General features: G+C 61.0%; 12 protein-coding genes. 7 read left to right on the forward strand and 5 right to left on the reverse strand.

Annotation, left to right across the window (positions count from 1 at the left end):
* Positions 1-242: 242 nt before the first annotated feature.
* From AC13Q5_RS27390 to AC13Q5_RS27400, 3 genes are all read left to right on the forward strand, one after another.
* Positions 243-1,466 carry a lytic murein transglycosylase gene (locus AC13Q5_RS27390; protein WP_457878927.1) on the forward strand — a complete coding sequence of 408 codons (1,224 nt, stop codon included), beginning with the start codon at positions 243-245 and terminating at the stop codon, positions 1,464-1,466.
* Between the two features lie 80 nt (positions 1,467-1,546).
* A complete protein-coding gene (locus AC13Q5_RS27395; RefSeq protein WP_457878926.1) occupies positions 1,547-2,737 on the forward strand; it encodes an SGNH/GDSL hydrolase family protein in 1,191 nt (396 codons plus the stop codon).
* 238 nt (positions 2,738-2,975) lie between these two features.
* Positions 2,976-3,725 (forward strand): aminoacyl--tRNA ligase-related protein, encoded by a 750-nt coding sequence (locus AC13Q5_RS27400; protein WP_457878925.1) that lies wholly within the window; start codon positions 2,976-2,978, stop codon positions 3,723-3,725.
* Between the two features lie 63 nt (positions 3,726-3,788).
* Here the strand turns inward: AC13Q5_RS27400 and AC13Q5_RS27405 are convergent, their stop codons facing one another.
* Positions 3,789-5,243, reverse strand: coding sequence for a glutamate synthase subunit beta (locus tag AC13Q5_RS27405; protein ID WP_075851630.1), 1,455 nt, complete (start codon positions 5,241-5,243; stop codon positions 3,789-3,791).
* Between the two features lie 177 nt (positions 5,244-5,420).
* Positions 5,421-10,145 carry a glutamate synthase large subunit gene (gltB, locus tag AC13Q5_RS27410; RefSeq protein WP_488503837.1) on the reverse strand — a complete coding sequence of 1,575 codons (4,725 nt, stop codon included), beginning with the start codon at positions 10,143-10,145 and terminating at the stop codon, positions 5,421-5,423.
* A 567-nt stretch (positions 10,146-10,712) separates the two neighbouring features.
* Here gltB and AC13Q5_RS27415 point away from each other — a divergent pair.
* On the forward strand, positions 10,713-11,759 hold the full coding sequence (locus AC13Q5_RS27415; protein ID WP_488503838.1) for a threonine aldolase family protein: 1,047 nt from the start codon (positions 10,713-10,715) through the stop codon (positions 11,757-11,759).
* Positions 11,760-12,138: 379 nt separating this feature from the next.
* Here AC13Q5_RS27415 and AC13Q5_RS27420 read toward each other — a convergent pair whose 3' ends face one another.
* On the reverse strand, positions 12,139-12,996 hold the full coding sequence (locus AC13Q5_RS27420; protein ID WP_488503839.1) for a LysR family transcriptional regulator: 858 nt from the start codon (positions 12,994-12,996) through the stop codon (positions 12,139-12,141).
* Between the two features lie 109 nt (positions 12,997-13,105).
* On the opposite strand from AC13Q5_RS27420, the gene AC13Q5_RS27425 reads away from it, so the two are divergent.
* Entirely contained in the window at positions 13,106-14,131 is a 1,026-nt protein-coding gene (locus AC13Q5_RS27425) for a bile acid:sodium symporter family protein (protein ID WP_488503840.1), read from the forward strand.
* Positions 14,132-14,263: 132 nt separating this feature from the next.
* On the opposite strand, the gene AC13Q5_RS27430 is transcribed toward AC13Q5_RS27425, so the two are convergent.
* Both AC13Q5_RS27430 and AC13Q5_RS27435 read right to left on the reverse strand, forming a co-directional pair.
* Positions 14,264-14,728, reverse strand: coding sequence for an Hsp20 family protein (locus AC13Q5_RS27430; RefSeq protein WP_075851635.1), 465 nt, complete (start codon positions 14,726-14,728; stop codon positions 14,264-14,266).
* Between the two features lie 413 nt (positions 14,729-15,141).
* Positions 15,142-15,558, reverse strand: coding sequence for a DUF2000 domain-containing protein (locus AC13Q5_RS27435; RefSeq protein WP_075851636.1), 417 nt, complete (start codon positions 15,556-15,558; stop codon positions 15,142-15,144).
* A gap of 131 nt (positions 15,559-15,689) precedes the next feature.
* Here AC13Q5_RS27435 and AC13Q5_RS27440 point away from each other — a divergent pair, with 131 nt between their 5' ends.
* Complete coding sequence (locus tag AC13Q5_RS27440) at positions 15,690-16,169, forward strand: Lrp/AsnC family transcriptional regulator (protein ID WP_075851637.1); 480 nt, start codon at positions 15,690-15,692, stop codon at positions 16,167-16,169.
* 108 nt (positions 16,170-16,277) lie between these two features.
* Entirely contained in the window at positions 16,278-17,345 is a 1,068-nt protein-coding gene (locus tag AC13Q5_RS27445; protein WP_488503841.1) for a cyclic nucleotide-gated ion channel, read from the forward strand.
* The last annotated feature ends 43 nt before the right edge of the window (positions 17,346-17,388 follow it).

Here is a 17,388-nt window from a genome sequence, read left to right on the forward strand (position 1 = left end):
TGGAAATACTGCCTTACGAACCTTCTTATGCTGTCCCACTCATACCTCCTGGGCATTAAATCAGTTGGCACCAAGCCATTCTAAAGGTCACTAGATTAAATTTGCTACTGTTTTGCAAATAATGACTGATGCGGACTTCCATGGTAAAGAATTTGTTGACTTCGTTCGTTTAGCGTCACGCCTGGGCCGATGCTATGTGCATCGCCGCACCGAAATCCAACGATTGATGGACAAGGCTGTAGATGACCGTAAACCGCAAACACTCCCTTCGTGGTCTTGCTCTGGCGCTCGCGCTCGGCGCCTTGGCGGGATTCCTTCCCGTTAACGCCAATGCTGACCCTGGGTTCCAAAAATGGATCGCGGGCTTCTACGCTACCGCCGCAAAGAGCGGCATTACGCAATCGACCTATCGCAATGCATTTGCCGGCGTGACGGACCCAGACCCCACGGTCCTCGAAAAAGCGCAGTACCAACCGGAATTCAAGTCCCAAATCTGGGATTACCTCGACTCCCGTGTCAATCCCTATACGGTCGATATTGGCCGCAAGATGGCAGTCAAGTACGGGTCCACACTGCGCACGCTCGAACAGCACTTCGGCGTCGACCGCAATATCATGCTGGCCATCTGGTCGATGGAATCGAATTACGGCGAGGTTCTGGCCAAGAACGATCGGCTGCACTACGTGCCCCGCGCACTGGCGACGCTTGCCTATGCCGATCCGAAGCGGGCGAACTATGCCAAGAAGCAGCTCATCGCCGCGCTGAAGATCCTGCAAAAGGGCGATATCTCGCGCAAGGACCTGAACGGTTCCTGGGCCGGCGCCATGGGCCATACGCAGTTCATTCCGACCAGCTACCTGCTCTATGCCGTCGATGCCGATGGCAGCGGCCATGCCGATATCTGGAATTCCATTCCGGACGCATTGGCGACGACAGCCAATCTTCTCGCCAAGAACGGCTGGGATACCGGCCGTACCTGGGGTTATGAAGTCGTCGTGCCACCGGGCGGCAGCGCCCAGGCCGGCAAGACACATACGATTGCGCAATGGGCGGCCCTCGGCTTCGTGCGCCCCAACGGCAAGGGCTTCCGCACGAACTCCGATCGCGCGCAGCTGAAGATGCCCGGCGGTCCGAATGGTCCCGGCTTCCTGATGGCCGGCAACTTCTTCACCATCAAGCGCTACAACGCCTCCGACAGCTATGCGCTTGCCGTCGGTCTGCTCGCGGACCAGATCGCCGGCTATGGCGGCATGCAGCAATCCTGGCCTCGCCCGAGCGGCGCGCTCGACGTCAAGCAGAAATTCGAGCTGCAGACGCGTTTGAAGGAGCTCGGCTATTATGACGGCGTGGTCGATGGCAATTTCGGCTCTGGCTCCAAGGCTGCGATATCAGCTGTTCAGGAACGCATGGGCATGGATGCGGATGGCGAGCCCTCGATGAGCCTGCTGAAGGCATTGCGCAAGTAAGCCGCCTCGAGCGAATCCGGGATCGCCGGACGATGAAATCGTCCTCATGCGACCACGGAGTCGTGAGCGGAAAAGAAGCTATGATGAAACACTCTGCCCGCGCGACCATGGCAACTCTAAGGATTGTTCTGACGGCATTCCTCGCCGTCATCATCGCGCTTGGCTGCCTGCCGAACATGGCACAGGCGCAGGAGCGGCCGCGGCGAAACCTGCTGGACATGCTGTTTGGCACCCGCGAGCCCGATTATCCGGACCAACCGGCCGAGCAGCCGCCGCCGCGGCGCAAGGTACAGCCAAAGAAGCGGCCGACCCCGCCGCCGCGCCAGCCGGTCGCGCAGCCGGAAACGCCGCCACCGGCGGAAAAGCTTCCCGACGCCAAGACCATCCTCGTTGTCGGCGATTTCCTGGCGAGCGGCTTGGCAACCGGGCTGGAGGATGCCTTCTCCACCTCCCCCGGCGTCGTCGTCCAGTCGCGCGGCAACGTCGCCTCCGGCCTCGTGCGGCAGGACTACTACAATTGGCCGCAGCAATTACCCGGGATGATCGACCAGCTGAAGCCGGCCATGGTCGTCGTCATGATCGGCGCCAACGACCGCCAGCAGATGATCGGCGATGGGCTCAACGAGAAGTACGGCACCGACCCGTGGTTTCTCGCCTATGAGGAGCGCGTACAGCAATTCGCCAAACTGGTGACGAGCCGCCACATTCCTTTGCTCTGGGTCGGCCTGCCCTCCTTCGGCTCTGATCAGCTGACCGCCAGCGCGGTCAAGCTCAATCAGGTTTACCAGAGCCAGATGACCAGCGTCGGCGGCGAATTCATCGACATCTGGGACGGATTTACCGACCAGAACGGCGAATTCATCGTCACCGGTTCGGATATCAACGGCCAGCAGGTCCGGTTGAGGACGGCGGACGGCGTCAATCTGACGGCAGCCGGCAAGCGCAAGGTCGCCTTCTATCTGGAGAAGTCTGCCCGCCGAATCCTGGGCGATCAGGCAAGCCCCGACATCACGCGCCTCGACACCGGCAATCCGCTGCCGGCGCAACAGGCCAATCTTCCCGGCGCGGAATCGGAAAAGATCACCCGCACGCAACCCATAAGCCTCTCCGACCCCGATCTCGACGGCGGCTCGCAGCTTCTCGGCAGCACCCCTGCCCCTGCGGCGGTGACATCATCGCCACGCGATCTTCTGGTCGAGAAGGGCCAGATGGACCCGGCGCCGATCGGTCGTGTGGACGACTACAGATTGCCAGGATCGGTCGCGCGGTAGATATCGCGGACGCCGTTTGACAACAATGCACCCCGCCAATAGAAGAGTTGCATGAGCACCAAGAGCGCAGATCATATCGATCGTTACCGCACCTGCCCGCAGGCTGCGATTGTGCGCGCTTTCTCCGGCCGAGGTCTCCGCGTCCAGTCGTGACAGCCGGAGCGATTGGCGTGTCCGGCGGCTGCTGGACGTAAAGCCCTCACCTCAGGACATCAACGTTGCCCATGGAGAATGGCACGTGCTCACTATCTATAACGTCAATTCGCTCGTTCACTGGGAAGAGCGGGACATCAAGTTGCGCGACGACTTCGTCCGGTTCCTTTCCGACGAAGTGGCGAGCTTCCTGCGATCTTCAAACCCCGCCTGGGATATCCGAAGAGTCGAGGCTCCGACCCTGATGCCTCGAAACCTCGTCTCGGATGCCTATTCCAATTCGGACATATGGGCACAGCAGCAAATGTCGAACACCGAGGCCGAACTCGTGCTGCGGCCGGAAACGACACCCTCAACCTACATCTACATGCAGCACCTGCTCGGAAATCATTCGAGAACGCGGCTGCCGCTATGCGTCTGGCAGGCCGGGAAATCCTACCGCCGGGAACAGGACCAGCCGAGCAAGCATGTACGGCTCAAGGAATTCTGGCAGCTCGAATTCCAATGCGCCTTCACCGCCGACAGCGGCAATGATTATCACGCGGCCTCGCTGGAACCTGTTCGCCGGATGATCGCCTCAGTGATCCATCTGCCGACGCGGATCGTGCCGTCCGATCGCTTGCCGGCCTATTCCCAGGTCACGATGGATATCGAGGTCGACAACGGCGACAAATGGATGGAGGTCTGCTCGATTTCGAGACGCACGGACTTCCCCCAGCGCTATCGCAGCCAGCAGAAGAAAGGGCCGGCGATGGACCATGACGTCGCGGTGCTGGAAATTGCCATCGGTCTCGACCGCTGCATCTACAACTGGAACATCGCCGCAAGCCGATAACGACAAAGGCCGGGTTCATTGCGAACCCGGCCTTTGGTCACAGCATGAAAACAGCCGCGAATTTTAGTTCGGCAGAACCGTCGAACCCATCAGGGCCTCGTCGATCGCACGCGCGGCCTGACGGCCCTCGCGGATCGCCCAGACGACCAGCGACTGGCCGCGGCGAATGTCGCCGGCCGTCCAGAGCTTGTCGATCGAGGTCTTGTAGTCCTTATCGTTGGCAACGACGTTGGTCGAACCGCGACGGTCCGTGTTCAGCGTCAGCTTGCCGTCGAGTTCCTTGAGCACGCTGTCGGTGAACGGGCCGCGGAAGCCGATGGCGATGAAGGCGAGATCGGCGCGGATGACGAATTCCGTGCCGGCGATCGGCTTGCGGCGCTCATCCACTTCGCAGCACTTCACACCCGTCAGCACGCCGTCTTCGCCGATGAATTCAAGCGTTGCGACCTGGAATTCGCGAACCGCACCTTCGGCCTGCGAAGAGGAGGTGCGCATCTTCGTCGCCCAGAACGGCCAGACGGCGAGCTTGTCTTCCTTTTCCGGCGGCTGCGGACGAATGTCGAGCTGGGTCACCTTCACCGCGCCCTGGCGGAATGCCGTGCCGACGCAGTCGGAGGCCGTATCGCCGCCGCCGACGACGACGATATGCTTGCCGCCGGCCAGGATCGGATCGGCGGGCCAGCCGACGCTGTCGATGTTTTCGCGGCCGACGCGGCGGTTCTGCTGCACCAGATAGGGCATGGCGTCATGAACGCCGGCAAGCGTCGTGCCGGGAATGCCGGCTTCGCGCGGGGTTTCCGAGCCGCCGCAATAGAGCACGGCATCATAGTCTGCCAGAAGCTGCTCCATCTTCACGTCGACGCCGACATTGACGCCGCAATGGAAGGTGACGCCCTCGCCCTTCATCTGCTCGACGCGGCGGTCGATGAAGTTCTTCTCCATCTTGAAGTCCGGGATGCCGTAGCGCAGCAGACCGCCGGCCTTGCTTTCGCGCTCATAGAGATGGACGTCGTGACCGGCGCGGCCGAGCTGTTGGGCGGCTGCCATGCCGGCAGGGCCGGAGCCGATGATCGCAACCTTCTTGCCCGTATGCACGGTTGCCGGCTGCGGCCGGATGAAGCCGAGCTCATAGGCCTTGTCGGCGATCGCCTGCTCCACGGTCTTGATGGCGACCGGTGCATCTTCCAGGTTCAGCGTGCAGGCTTCCTCGCAGGGGGCGGGGCAAACACGGCCGGTGAATTCCGGGAAGTTGTTGGTCGAATGCAGGTTGTGGATCGCCTGTTCCCAATTGTTGTTGTAGACGAGGTCGTTCCAATCGGGGATCTGATTGTGCACCGGGCAGCCGGTCGGGCCATGGCAATAGGGAATGCCACAGTCCATGCAGCGGGCTGCCTGTTTCTGCACTTCCGGGTCCGACATGGGGATCGTGAATTCACGGAAATGCCGGATGCGATCCGACGCCGGCTGATACTTCGCCACCTGCCGGTCGATTTCCAAGAAGCCTGTTACCTTGCCCATGCTTTCGTTTCCTCACTCTAAAAGAGGAGCTCATGGCTCCCGTGCCTGAGGGTCATCTCGGTTTCCCTGTCCGGCACTTTAATTCAAATCCGATTCCGCTGTTCGACAGTCGCGATCGCCGTGACGGCGATCGCAATGCGAGGCGAAACCCTCGACTGGTTTCAGAACCGGGGCGGATTACTCCGCCGCCACGCTCATCCGGCTGCGCTCCATTTCCTCAAGGGCGCGGCGGTACTCGACCGGCATGACCTTGCGGAATTTCGGGCGATAGTCGGCCCAGCGATCGAGGATCTCCTTGGCTCGCGTCGAGCCCGTATAATGGAAGTGGTTCGAAATCAGCTGGAAGAGACGCTCTTCGTCATGGCGCGTCATGTCATCCGAGACGTCGACACGTCCCTTGTGCATGATGTCGCCGCCGTGATGATGCAGCTTCTCCAGCAGCTCGTCCTCTTCGGGAACCGGTTCCAATTCGACCATCGCCATGTTGCAGCGACGGGCGAAATCGCCCTTCTCGTCGAGCACATAGGCCACGCCACCCGACATGCCGGCCGCGAAATTGCGGCCGGTTTCGCCGAGCACAACGACGACGCCGCCGGTCATGTATTCGCAGCCGTGGTCGCCCACGCCTTCGACGACGGCGATAGCGCCGGAGTTTCTGACCGCGAAGCGCTCGCCCGCGACACCGCGGAAGTAGCACTCGCCCTCGGTTGCGCCGTAGAGCACGGTGTTGCCGACGATGATCGAGTGTTCAGCGATGATCTTCGAGTTTTCCGGCGGGCGGATGATGATGCGGCCGCCCGAAAGGCCCTTGCCGACATAGTCGTTGCCGTCACCGACGAGGTTGAAGGTCACGCCGCGCGCCAGGAACGCGCCGAAGGACTGACCGGCCGTTCCCTTCAGGGTGACGTTGATCGTGTCGTCCTTCAAGCCGCGATGGCCATAGCGCTTGGCAACCGCGCCCGACAGCATGGCGCCGGCCGAACGGTCGACGTTCTTGATGTCGACTTCGAAGGCGACAGGCGTCTTTGAAGCAAGTGCCGGCTCGGCCTTCTCGATCAGCTTGCGGTCGAGAATGTCGTCGATCGGGTGCTTCTGCACCGTCGTCCAGTAGGTCTCTTCCTTGGCGGCTTCGACCTTGTGGAAGATGCGGCTGAAGTCGAGCCCCTTGGCCTTCCAGTGGGCGAGCATGTCGTCCTTTTCCAGAAGCTCGGAAGCGCCGATGATGTCGTCGAGCTTGGCAACGCCAAGCGAGGCGAGGATCTCGCGCACTTCTTCGGCCACGAAGAAGAAGTAGTTGATGACATGCTCCGGCGCGCCCTTGAAGCGCTTGCGCAGCACCGGATCCTGAGTGGCGACGCCAACCGGACAGGTGTTGAGGTGGCACTTGCGCATCATGATGCAGCCGGCCGCAATCAGCGGCGCGGTGGCAAAGCCGAATTCATCGGCACCGAGCAGCGCGCCGATGATGACGTCACGGCCGGTCTTCAGACCGCCATCCACCTGCAGGGCGATGCGCGAACGCAGCCCGTTCAGCACCAGGGTCTGCTGGGTCTCGGCAAGGCCGATTTCCCAAGGCGAGCCGGCGTGCTTCAGCGAGGTCAGCGGCGAGGCGCCGGTGCCGCCGTCATAGCCGGAGACGGTGATGTGATCGGCGCGCGCCTTGGCGACGCCGGCGGCAACCGTGCCGACGCCGACTTCCGAGACGAGCTTGACCGAGACATCCGAGGTCGGGTTGACGTTCTTCAGATCGTAGATCAGCTGTGCCAGATCCTCGATCGAGTAGATGTCATGGTGCGGCGGCGGTGAGATCAGGCCTACGCCCGGCGTCGAATGCCGGGTCTTGGCGACCGTCGCATCGACCTTGTGGCCGGGCAGCTGACCGCCTTCGCCGGGCTTGGCGCCCTGCGCGACCTTGATCTGCAGCACGTCGGCATTGACCAGATATTCGGTCGTCACGCCGAAGCGGCCGGAGGCGATCTGCTTGATGGCGGAGCGTTCCGGGTTCGGCGAGCCGTCGAAGAGCGGCATGTATCGGTCGGCTTCCTCGCCGCCCTCGCCGGTGTTCGACTTGCCGCCGATGCGGTTCATGGCGATTGCCAGCGTCGTATGCGCTTCGCGGCTGATGGAGCCGAAGGACATGGCACCCGTCGAGAAACGCTTGACGATATCGGCAGCCGGCTCGACCTCGTCGACCGAAATCGGCTTGCGGCCGAGCGCTTCCGCGCCCTTGATCTTGAAGAGGCCGCGGATGGTGTTCATCCGGAGCGCCGACTCGTTGACCATTTCGGAGAACTCGCGATAGCGATCCTCGGCATTGCCGCGCACGGCATGCTGAAGCGCGGCAACCGCATCCGGCGTCCAGGCATGGCTTTCGCCGCGCATGCGATAGGCATATTCGCCGCCGATGTCGAGCGTGCTTGCCAGCAACGGATCGCGGCCGAAAGCGGATGCGTGACGAGCAACAGTTTCCGCAGCGATCGTGTCGAGGCCAATGCCCTCGATCATGGTCGCCGTGCCGAAGAAGTACTGGTCGACCAGTTCCTGCTGCAGGCCAACTGCATCGAAGATCTGCGCGCCGCAATAGGACTGATAGGTCGAGATGCCCATCTTCGACATGACCTTGAGGATGCCCTTACCCACTGCCTTGATATAGCGGTAGACGACTTCGGTCGCGTCCACTTCCTTCGGGAATTCGCCGCGCTGGTGCATGTCGAGCAGCGTGTCGAAGGCGAGATAGGGGTTGATCGCTTCCGCACCATAACCGGCCAGCAGGCAGAAATGATGCACTTCGCGCGGCTCGCCGGTTTCGACGACGATGCCGACCGAGGTGCGCAGGCCCTTGCGGATCAGGTGATGGTGCACGGCGGCCGTCGCCAGCAGCGCCGGGATCGCGATGCGGTCCGGTCCGATCTGGCGGTCGGAGAGCACGATGATGTTGTAGCCGCCGCGAACGGCCGCTTCCGCCCGCTCGCAGAGCCGGTCGAGCATCTCGGGCATGCCTTCGGCGCCACGTTCGACATCATAGGTGAAGTCGAGCGTCTTGGTGTCGAAGCGATCCTCTGTATGACCGATGGAGCGGATCTTTTCGAGATCGCCGTTGGTCAGGATCGGCTGGCGGACTTCCAGGCGCTTGGCGTTGGCCATGCCGGTATGGTCGAGCAGGTTCGGACGCGGGCCGATGAACGAGACGAGGCTCATGACCAGCTCTTCGCGGATCGGATCGATCGGCGGGTTCGTCACCTGCGCGAAGTTCTGCTTGAAGTAGGTGTAGAGCAGCTTCGGCTTGTCGGACATGGCCGAGATCGGCGTATCCGTGCCCATGGAGCCGACGGCTTCCTGCCCTGTCGTCGCCATCGGCGACATCAGCAGTTTGGTGTCTTCGGTCGTGTAGCCGAAGGCCTGCTGGCGGTCGAGCAGCGACACGTCGCGGCGCAGCGCGCGCGGCTCCACCGGCTTCAGGTCTTCCAAGATCAGCTGCGTGCGGTTCAGCCAGCTGCGATAGGGATGCTTGCTTGACAGTTCCGACTTCACCTCGTCGTCGGAGATGATGCGGCCCTTTTCCATGTCGATCAGCAGCATCTTGCCCGGCTGCAGGCGCCACTTCTGAATGATCTTCTCTTCCTCAACCGGCAGAACGCCGGCTTCGGACGCCATGATGATGCGGTCGTCGCTGGTGACGAGATAGCGGGCCGGACGCAGGCCGTTACGATCGAGCGTCGCGCCGATCTGCTTGCCATCGGTAAAGGCGACGGCGGCCGGGCCATCCCACGGCTCCATCAGCGCTGCATGATACTCATAGAATGCCTTGCGCTCGGCGGCCATCAGCTGATTGCCGGCCCATGCCTCGGGAATGAGCATCATCATGGCGTGTGCCATGGAGTATCCGCCGCGCACGAGGAATTCGAGCGCGTTGTCGAAACAGGCCGTATCGGACTGCCCCTCGTAGGAGATCGGCCAGAGCTTGGAAATATCTTCACCGAACAGTGGCGAGGATACCGATGCCTGGCGCGCAGCCATCCAGTTGACGTTGCCGCGCAGCGTGTTGATTTCGCCGTTATGCGCGACCATGCGGTAGGGATGCGCAAGCTTCCACGACGGGAAGGTGTTGGTCGAGAAACGCTGGTGCACGAGCGCAACCGCGGTCTCGAAACGCGGGTCGGAGAGGTCTTTATAATAGGCGCCGACCTGATAGGCGAGGAACATGCCCTTGTAGACGATGGTCGAGCTCGACAGCGACACGGGGTAGAAGCTGCTCTCCTCGCCCTCATATTCCGCATAGATGCGGTTGGAGATCACCTTGCGCAGGGTGAAGAGACGGCGTTCGAACTCCTCGTTGGTACCGGCATCGCGGCCGGCGCCGATGAAGACCTGGACATGATGCGGCTCGGTGGCGGCAATGTCGGGCGCCTTCGATAGCGAGGAGTTATCGACCGGCACGTCGCGGAAGCCGAGCAGAACCTGGCCTTCTTCGGCCACGACCTGCGTGATCGCGGTCTTGAAATGCTCGATCAACGCCTCGTCGCGCGGCAGGAAGAAATGGCCGACGCCATACTCGCCAGCCTTCGGCAGGATGACGCCCTGCTTGGCCATCTCCTCGCGGAAGAAGCGATCGGGGATCTGCACGAGAATACCAGCGCCGTCGCCCATCAGCGGATCGGCGCCGACAGCACCGCGATGCGTCAGGTTCTCGAGGATGAACAGGCCGTCGCGCACGATCTGATGCGACTTCTGGCCTTTCATATGCGCGACGAAGCCGACGCCGCAGGCGTCATGCTCGTTGCGCGGATCGTAAAGGCCCTGTTTCGGCGGGATGCCGACAGCGCGTTTCGACGTCTTGGCCGTCGCGGCAGCATTGGCTGCAGCGGTCTGGTCAAAACTCGTAAACGTCGTCCTGTTCGTCATGGTCTTCCCTCCGGTAAGGCCCGCGTCGCGGGCGCTCCTTCGTCCCGCGCGGTCCGTTTCCGGGGCCGACGCGCGACAGCGCTGTTGCATTGTGAAGATCCGGCCGCGAACCGTGGCCCCGTGAGTGGGGCCAGTCGTCAGCGTTCCGCGCCCTGCTATTCCACCGCCGCATTGCCCGCCGCCTCGAAAGGCTGGAAAGGACATGCTCCCGGTAACTATAGCTCGAAATCCCGACATCGTCAGGACCCTCTCGCGCATCTTCGGCCTTGGCGGCCAAAATAGGACAGCAACCCTGTCCTAATTCATCAGCTCTATGCCAGAAAGCTTAAGCCTTCGCAAGAGCAAAACGGCAAAATTTCGTCAACGAAAGACGGAAGATTGCCTTTGTTGCATAAATCAAGCAATAAAGTTTCGCTGCGGCGCATCATTTTATTTGTTGATTGCGTCAATCAATTTCTGTGATGCATTCTTCAAGCTCACGCTCTTGATAGGTTTTTGCATTGGCGTAATGTCCGGCCGACCCCATCTAGTCTAGCCGCAATTCAATCCTTCATCTGGTGCATTTCCATGTTCTTTGCTTCCGATAACTGGGCCGGCGCCCATTCCAAAGTCGCCGAACGTCTGCTCGCCGCATCCAACGGTTTTGCCTCCGCCTACGGCACGAGCGAGCTCGACCAGCGTGTCGAAGCCAAATTCGCCGAGGTTTTCGAGCGCGAGGTTGCCGTCTTCTTCGTGGCAACGGGTACGGCCGCCAATTCGTTGTCGCTCGCCAGCGTTCAGAAGCCGGGCGGCATCAGCTTCTGCCATAACGAGGCGCATGTCGCCGAAGACGAATGCGGTGCACCCGATTTCTTCAGCGGCGCCCGCTTGGCGACGGTCGAAGGCGCTCTCGGCAAGATCGACCCCAAGGCGCTTGCCACCAAGATCGCCCGCTTCCCGCAGGATGCGGTGCATCATGGCCGCGCCGCCGCCGTGACGATCACGCAGGCGACGGAAATCGGCACGGTCTATTCGCTGGATGAGATCGATGCCATCGCCTCCATCACCAAGGCGAACGGCCTGCCGCTGCATATGGATGGCGCGCGTTTCGCCAACGCCCTGGTCGCACTCGGTGCAACGCCGGCCGATATGACGTGGAAGCGCGGCATCGACATCCTTTCCTTCGGCGGCACCAAGAACGGCTGCTGGTGCGCCGAGGCAATCGTCTTCTTCGATCCCGAGAAGGCGAAGGAGATGCATTTCATCCGCAAGCGCGCCGCCCAGCTTTTCTCCAAATCTCGCTTCATCGCCGCCCAGTTCGACGGTTACTTCCAGGACGGCCTTTGGCTCGATCTCGCCCGCCATTCCAACGGCATGGCCGATCGTCTGCGTGCCGGTATCGAGAAGACAAACAGCGCCCACCTTGCCTGGCCGACCGTCTCGAACGAGGTTTTCGCGATCATCCCGAAATCCTCTGCCAGGACAGCCGAGGACAAAGGCGCGAAGTTCTACGAATGGCCTATCCCTGAATCGCAGCCGGATCTGGTCGGCAGTGATGAAACGCTGATCCGCCTGGTCACCAGCTTCGCAACGACCGAGGCCGATGTGGCGAATTTCCTCGCTTGCCTGGCTTGATCGCACAAAAGAACGAGCGCCGGAGCCGGCCACAACCGGACGGCGCCCGCAATGGCGGCGGGGTTCAATTTTGATTCCGATGGGCGATCATGGCGAAGTTCGATAAATCGTCGCGATCGGACGCCGGTGCATTATGTACGATCATCGTCATTGCCACGACGCAGGCGACAAGTCCGGAAATGAAGATGGCACCATATATCATCGGACGACTATCCCCCCGCTACTCACCCATCGCCACCGGAGATAGCAGAAGAAGCTGACTTCCGCCTGAAATCGAGTACAGCGGAAAAAAGAGAAATGGCAGCCGGCAAAATAAACTCTGCCCCCATCCACATGATCGGAAATGAATTTTAACAATATCTGATGGACTATTTCGCCATTAGCTTGATCGCGGTCCCCTGACCTTCGCGAGTATATCGTCCGAGAGTGCCTTGACCAAAAGCTGGTCCGCGCCCTTGCGTGGCACGAGCACGAATTCAACATCTTCGAGAACGGGCAGCCAGCCCGGCGCAATCTCCGTCAATCCGGCAGGTGCGGTGCTCTTCGGCTGGACCAGGACGCCCATGCCGGCGCGCGCCGCTGCCGTCAAACCGCTGAGACTGCCGCAGGTGCAGACGATCCGCCACGGCATCTGCTGCCGGCGCAGCGCCTCCAGCGCCACCGCACGCGTGACGCTCGGGGTGGGAAAGGCGATCAGCGGCAACGGTGCAGCCAGCTTGCGAATACGCTCCGGGTCGCGCGCCAGCCAGACCAGCGGCTCGCGGTAGACGAGCTTCCCCCTGATATCGCCGAGCCGGCGCTTGGCGAGCACGAGATCGAGATCGCCATTGTCCTGCATTTCATAAAGCGTACCGCTGAGCGCCACCGTCAGCTCGAGATCGACGGACGGATGCGAACGGACGAAATCCTCCAGTACATCGGGAAGCTGACTGGTGACGAAATCCTCGGAAACGCCGAGCCGGAGACTGCCGCGCAGGCTGTTGCCGGCAAAGAGCTGCCGCACCTCGCCCTCGATCGACAGCATCTGCCGCGCATGGCCGAGCAATGCCTCGCCATCGCCAGTCAGCACCACGCGATGCGTATCGCGCGCCAAAAGCTTGCGCCCGAGTTCCGTTTCCAGCCGCTGTATATGCTGGCTGACGGTCGATTGCCCAAGCCCGAGCCGTTCCGCCGCCAGCGTGAAGCTACCCAGCTGCTCGACGGCGACGAAGCTGCGCAACTGCGTGAGATCGATCATTGCTTATCCTACATTACGATAACTGTTATTCCTTGCATCGTGGATCACAATAGGTCTATCTGCAAGGGACTAATCATGACGACTTGCAAATGCGATTGGGGTAGGCACGATGCGCCGCTTTCTTCCAGACACCTTCACCATGCTGCTGGTGCTTACCGTTCTGACGGCATCCTTCTTTCCGGTGCAGGGGGCAAGCGCCCACTATTTCGGCATTGCCACCAACTTCGCCATTGGCCTTTTATTCTTCCTGCATGGCGCGCGCCTCTCGCGCGATGTCGTCATCGCCGGCATGCTGCATTGGCGGCTGCACCTCGTCATCCTGTTGACGACCTTCGGCATCTTTCCGCTGCTGGTGCTGGCCATGGGCCATATCGTCCCGGACAGCATTCTGCCCGTATCGCTCTATACCGGCATGCTGTTTTTGAGCGTACTACCCTCGACCGTACAGTCCTCCATCGCCTTCACCTCCATCGCCGGCGGCAATGTGCCGGCCGCGATCTGCTCCGCGTCGGCCTCGAACATCTTCGGCATGTTCCTGACGCCGCTGCTCGTCGGCATCCTCTTTTCGGTCGGCGGCCAGGGCGGCGGCTTTTCCTGGGATGTTCTGTGGCAGATCATGCTGCAGCTGCTCGCTCCCTTCATCGCCGGCCAGCTGCTGCAGCCGTGGATCGGCGACTGGATCCGCTCGAAGAAGAAAATCCTCATGCCGGTCGATCGCGGTTCGATCCTCATGGTCGTCTATTCCGCCTTCAGCGAGGCCGTGGTCGAAGGTCTGTGGCACACCTTTTCCGTGCTCGATATCGTCACGGTCATCATCGCAAACATGGTGCTTCTGGCGATGGTGCTCTGCATCACCATGTTCGGCAGCCGCGCTCTCGGGTTCGAAAAGGCCGACGAGATCACCATCACCTTCTGCGGCTCGAAGAAATCGCTGGCAAGCGGCGTGCCGATGGCCAACGTCATTTTCGCCGGCCAGGGCATCGGCGCCATTGTGCTGCCGCTCATGCTGTTTCATCAGATCCAGCTGATGACCTGCGCCGTGCTTGCCCAGAAATATGCCGATGCCGCCAAGCGGCGCGAGGCTGCGAAGGCACAGGCGGGCACGAAATCGGGCGAAGCAACCAACGCGGCCTAAGCCTTCAAGGTCACGACAAAAGAAAAGCGGCGCCCGAATGGACGCCGCTTCTTTTTGATCTTGGGAGGATCAAAGGCGTGACGGCCTAAGACCGTCAGCCCGGGCATAACGGATTAAGGCCGTCAGCCCGCATTAGTTTATGTGTGCCTCGATGGCCTTCGGGGTTTCCACGGCCTCGGCCGCAATGGAGATCCGGCGGGGCTTCATGGCTTCCGGAATGTTGCGCAGCAGATCGATGTGCAGCAAACCATTCTTCAGGGAAGCAGCCTGGACCTCGACATGATCGGCGAGCTGGAAGCGACGCTCGAAGGCGCGCTTGGCGATGCCGCGATAGAGATATTCGCTGGTTTCAGCCGGCTCTTCGCTCTTTTCGCCCTTGACCTGAAGGACATGGGCATGGGCCTCGATGCTCAGTTCCTTTTCATCGAAACCGGCAACGGCCATGGTGATGCGATAGGTGTTTTCACCCGTGCGCTCGATGTTGTAGGGCGGATAGGTCTGGGCCTGATCCGGCTGACCAAGGCTGTCGAGCATGGTGAAAAGGCGGTCGAAACCGACGGTGGAACGGTAAAGGGGAGAGAAGTCTACGTGACGCATGGAGTCCTCCTGTGAGCGACAATTGCGATTTCAATCTTTGTCCCATGACCCCACTCCTGGCGGCCTCGGGACGGTTCCGCGAGCCCGTTTGGCACCCGCGAAAAAGAGATGGGGATCGCTTTTCCGGAGTTCAAGCCCCCTGCACCGCTGCCCCTGTTTTGCAGAAAATCACTGCGTGAACCGCAGATGAACGGCTGGTTCGGAACCCGTTCAGGCTGGCGGGCCTATCGTCCAAACCATCGGAACACCATCGTCCGATGACTGAAGTGTATCGTCCCTTCTTCTTCAGTCCTTGCTCGGCCGGCGAAGCGGATCTCTCTATCTCCGCAAGCCGGCCTTTTTTCTTTTGGACCGCCCAAACAATTCCAGGAAAAGTGTGAAGCGCTTTTCCGTCCGGAATTGCGTCAAACTAGCTAACGCAGCAACTTCAGCGAACCGGTGAGCGACTTCACCCATTTCGACGGGCCGGCTATTCCCAGACCATCGATCACCTCTTCGGCAAGATCGCGACCGGGAAATGTAGCCTCATATTCCCTGTAATCGTGCAGAGACCGCGCGAAAGCCGGAAAGACGACGACGGCTCGCTCTCCTTGCTGCGGCAGTGCCTTCAAAAGCAGCGATCTGATGGCGTCGGCATCGGCTTGCAGCATCGGAACCGGCAAGTTCGAGCTGATGTCTATCGCCCGCTCTTGCCGGTCAGCCAATTGTTGTGCCGCAAGGGCGGGAAAGCGAGCGCCCAACCCAATCGCGATGGCACCTGCGGTATTCGCGATCAGCCCGAGCGGCAGTGCTGGATTGATGACGATGGCAAGACGGATATCGGGGAGCATGTGAAACCTTTTATTGTTGTCGGCATGATCCGCAGAGTATCTCCAATATCGAGGGAATTCTTACCTTTCATTGCGTAAAATCGATGATAGAAGGTAGATATTACCCACATTGCATTTCATCGAGGCCATATATGCCCGCAACGCTCGAACCCATCGACCTGAAAATTCTCGGCGCGCTGCAAAAGGACGGGCGTCTGACCAACCAGGCGCTGTCGTCGGAAGTCGGGCTTTCGACCTCACCATGCTGGCGGCGCGTGCGCCAGCTGGAAGAAACCGGCGTGATCCAGGGCTATGCGGCTGCTCTCGACAGGCGTCAGATCGGCCTCGGCGTCCTTGCCTTCATCCGGGTGAAGATCGACAGCCACAGTGAGGCGGAGGCCGAGGAATTCTCGCGCGATGTGCTGAAGCTCAGCGAGGTCGTCGCCTGCTACAGCATCGCCGGCGACGCGGATTTCCTGCTACAGGTCGTGGCCGCCGATCTCGACAGCTATGCCGATTTTGCCATGGCGGTGGTGCGCCGCCTGCCGCGCATCAAGGAGATGCAGACGACGTTCGTGCTCAAGGAGATCAAGCCTTTCAAAGGCTTTCCGCTTGATGTCGGCCAACGATAACATCGGAAGGCGCTAAATATCGTCTGTTGGGCATGTCCGGCCGGCTCTTTACGTTTGGACGGAAGGCATCCTATTCTCAGACAAATGGCGGCCCACCCGGGGTAATGAATGTCGGCGCTTCCTTTCTCGAAGATTCTCACATCGCTGAACGCGGTGCTCGCGGCAGTCGGTCTATTGACGGTGGCGGCGCTGACGACGCCTGACATCAGCGGAGAGACCAGGCTCGCCTTGCAGATCCTGCTCATCTGCGTATGGGCCGCCTATGTTTTCCAATTGATCGAGACTCTGGTCATGCAGCGGGCGAAGGACGTTCGCGGCGCGAGGGTCGAAATCGCCGTTGATGTCCTTGCCGTTTTAATCCCCCTGGTGGCTTTCCTTTTCATCCGCGGGCGCGACCAGAGCCTCTATTGCGCCATCTGGCTCTTGAAGCCGCTGCGCGGCTCCACATTCTTCCGGCTGCTGGGCCGGGTGCTGACGAAAGAGGCGCGCAACCTGATCGGCGTCACCTCGATCTTCGGCATCGTGTTGTTCGTCGCCGCTCTCGCGGCCTATATCATCGAACGCGACGTCCAGCCTGACAAGTTCGGCAGCATTCCGCTCGCGATGTGGTGGGCCGTCACTACGCTCTCGACCACGGGCTATGGCGACGAGATTCCGCAAAGTTTCGCCGGCCGCATCCTGGCCGGGCTGGTCATGATGAGCGGAATCGGCATCTTCGCGCTCTGGGCCGGTATCCTTGCCACTGGTTTCTACGAGGAAGTCCGTCGCCAGGATTTCGTGCGCAATTGGCAGCTGGTCGCAGGAGTTCCGCTGTTTCAGAAGCTCGGCTCCGGCGCGCTCATCGAGATCGTGCGGGCGCTCAGACCCCGTGTCGTACCGGCCGGCGGCATCATCTGCCGCAAGGGCGAGGCTGGCGACCAGATGTATTTCATCGTCGAGGGCCGCGTCAGCGTCGCCACGCCGAACCCGGTGGAACTTGGCTCCGGCAGCTTCTTCGGCGAGATGGCTCTGATCACCGGCGAGCCCCGCTCGGCAACCGTCAGCGCCGCGACCGAAGTCTCGCTGCTGTCGCTCTATGCTTCGGATTTTCAAATGCTGTCGAGCAGCAGCCCGGAGATCGCCGAGATCATTCGCAAAACCGCGCTGGAACGGCGCGGTGCGACACCGAAGAGCTGATTAGGACGATCTTCATGCCGTCAGTCCTTGCGCGCATCGTTCG

It is taken from the genome of Martinezella sp. CNPSo 3964 (assembly GCF_057784375.1).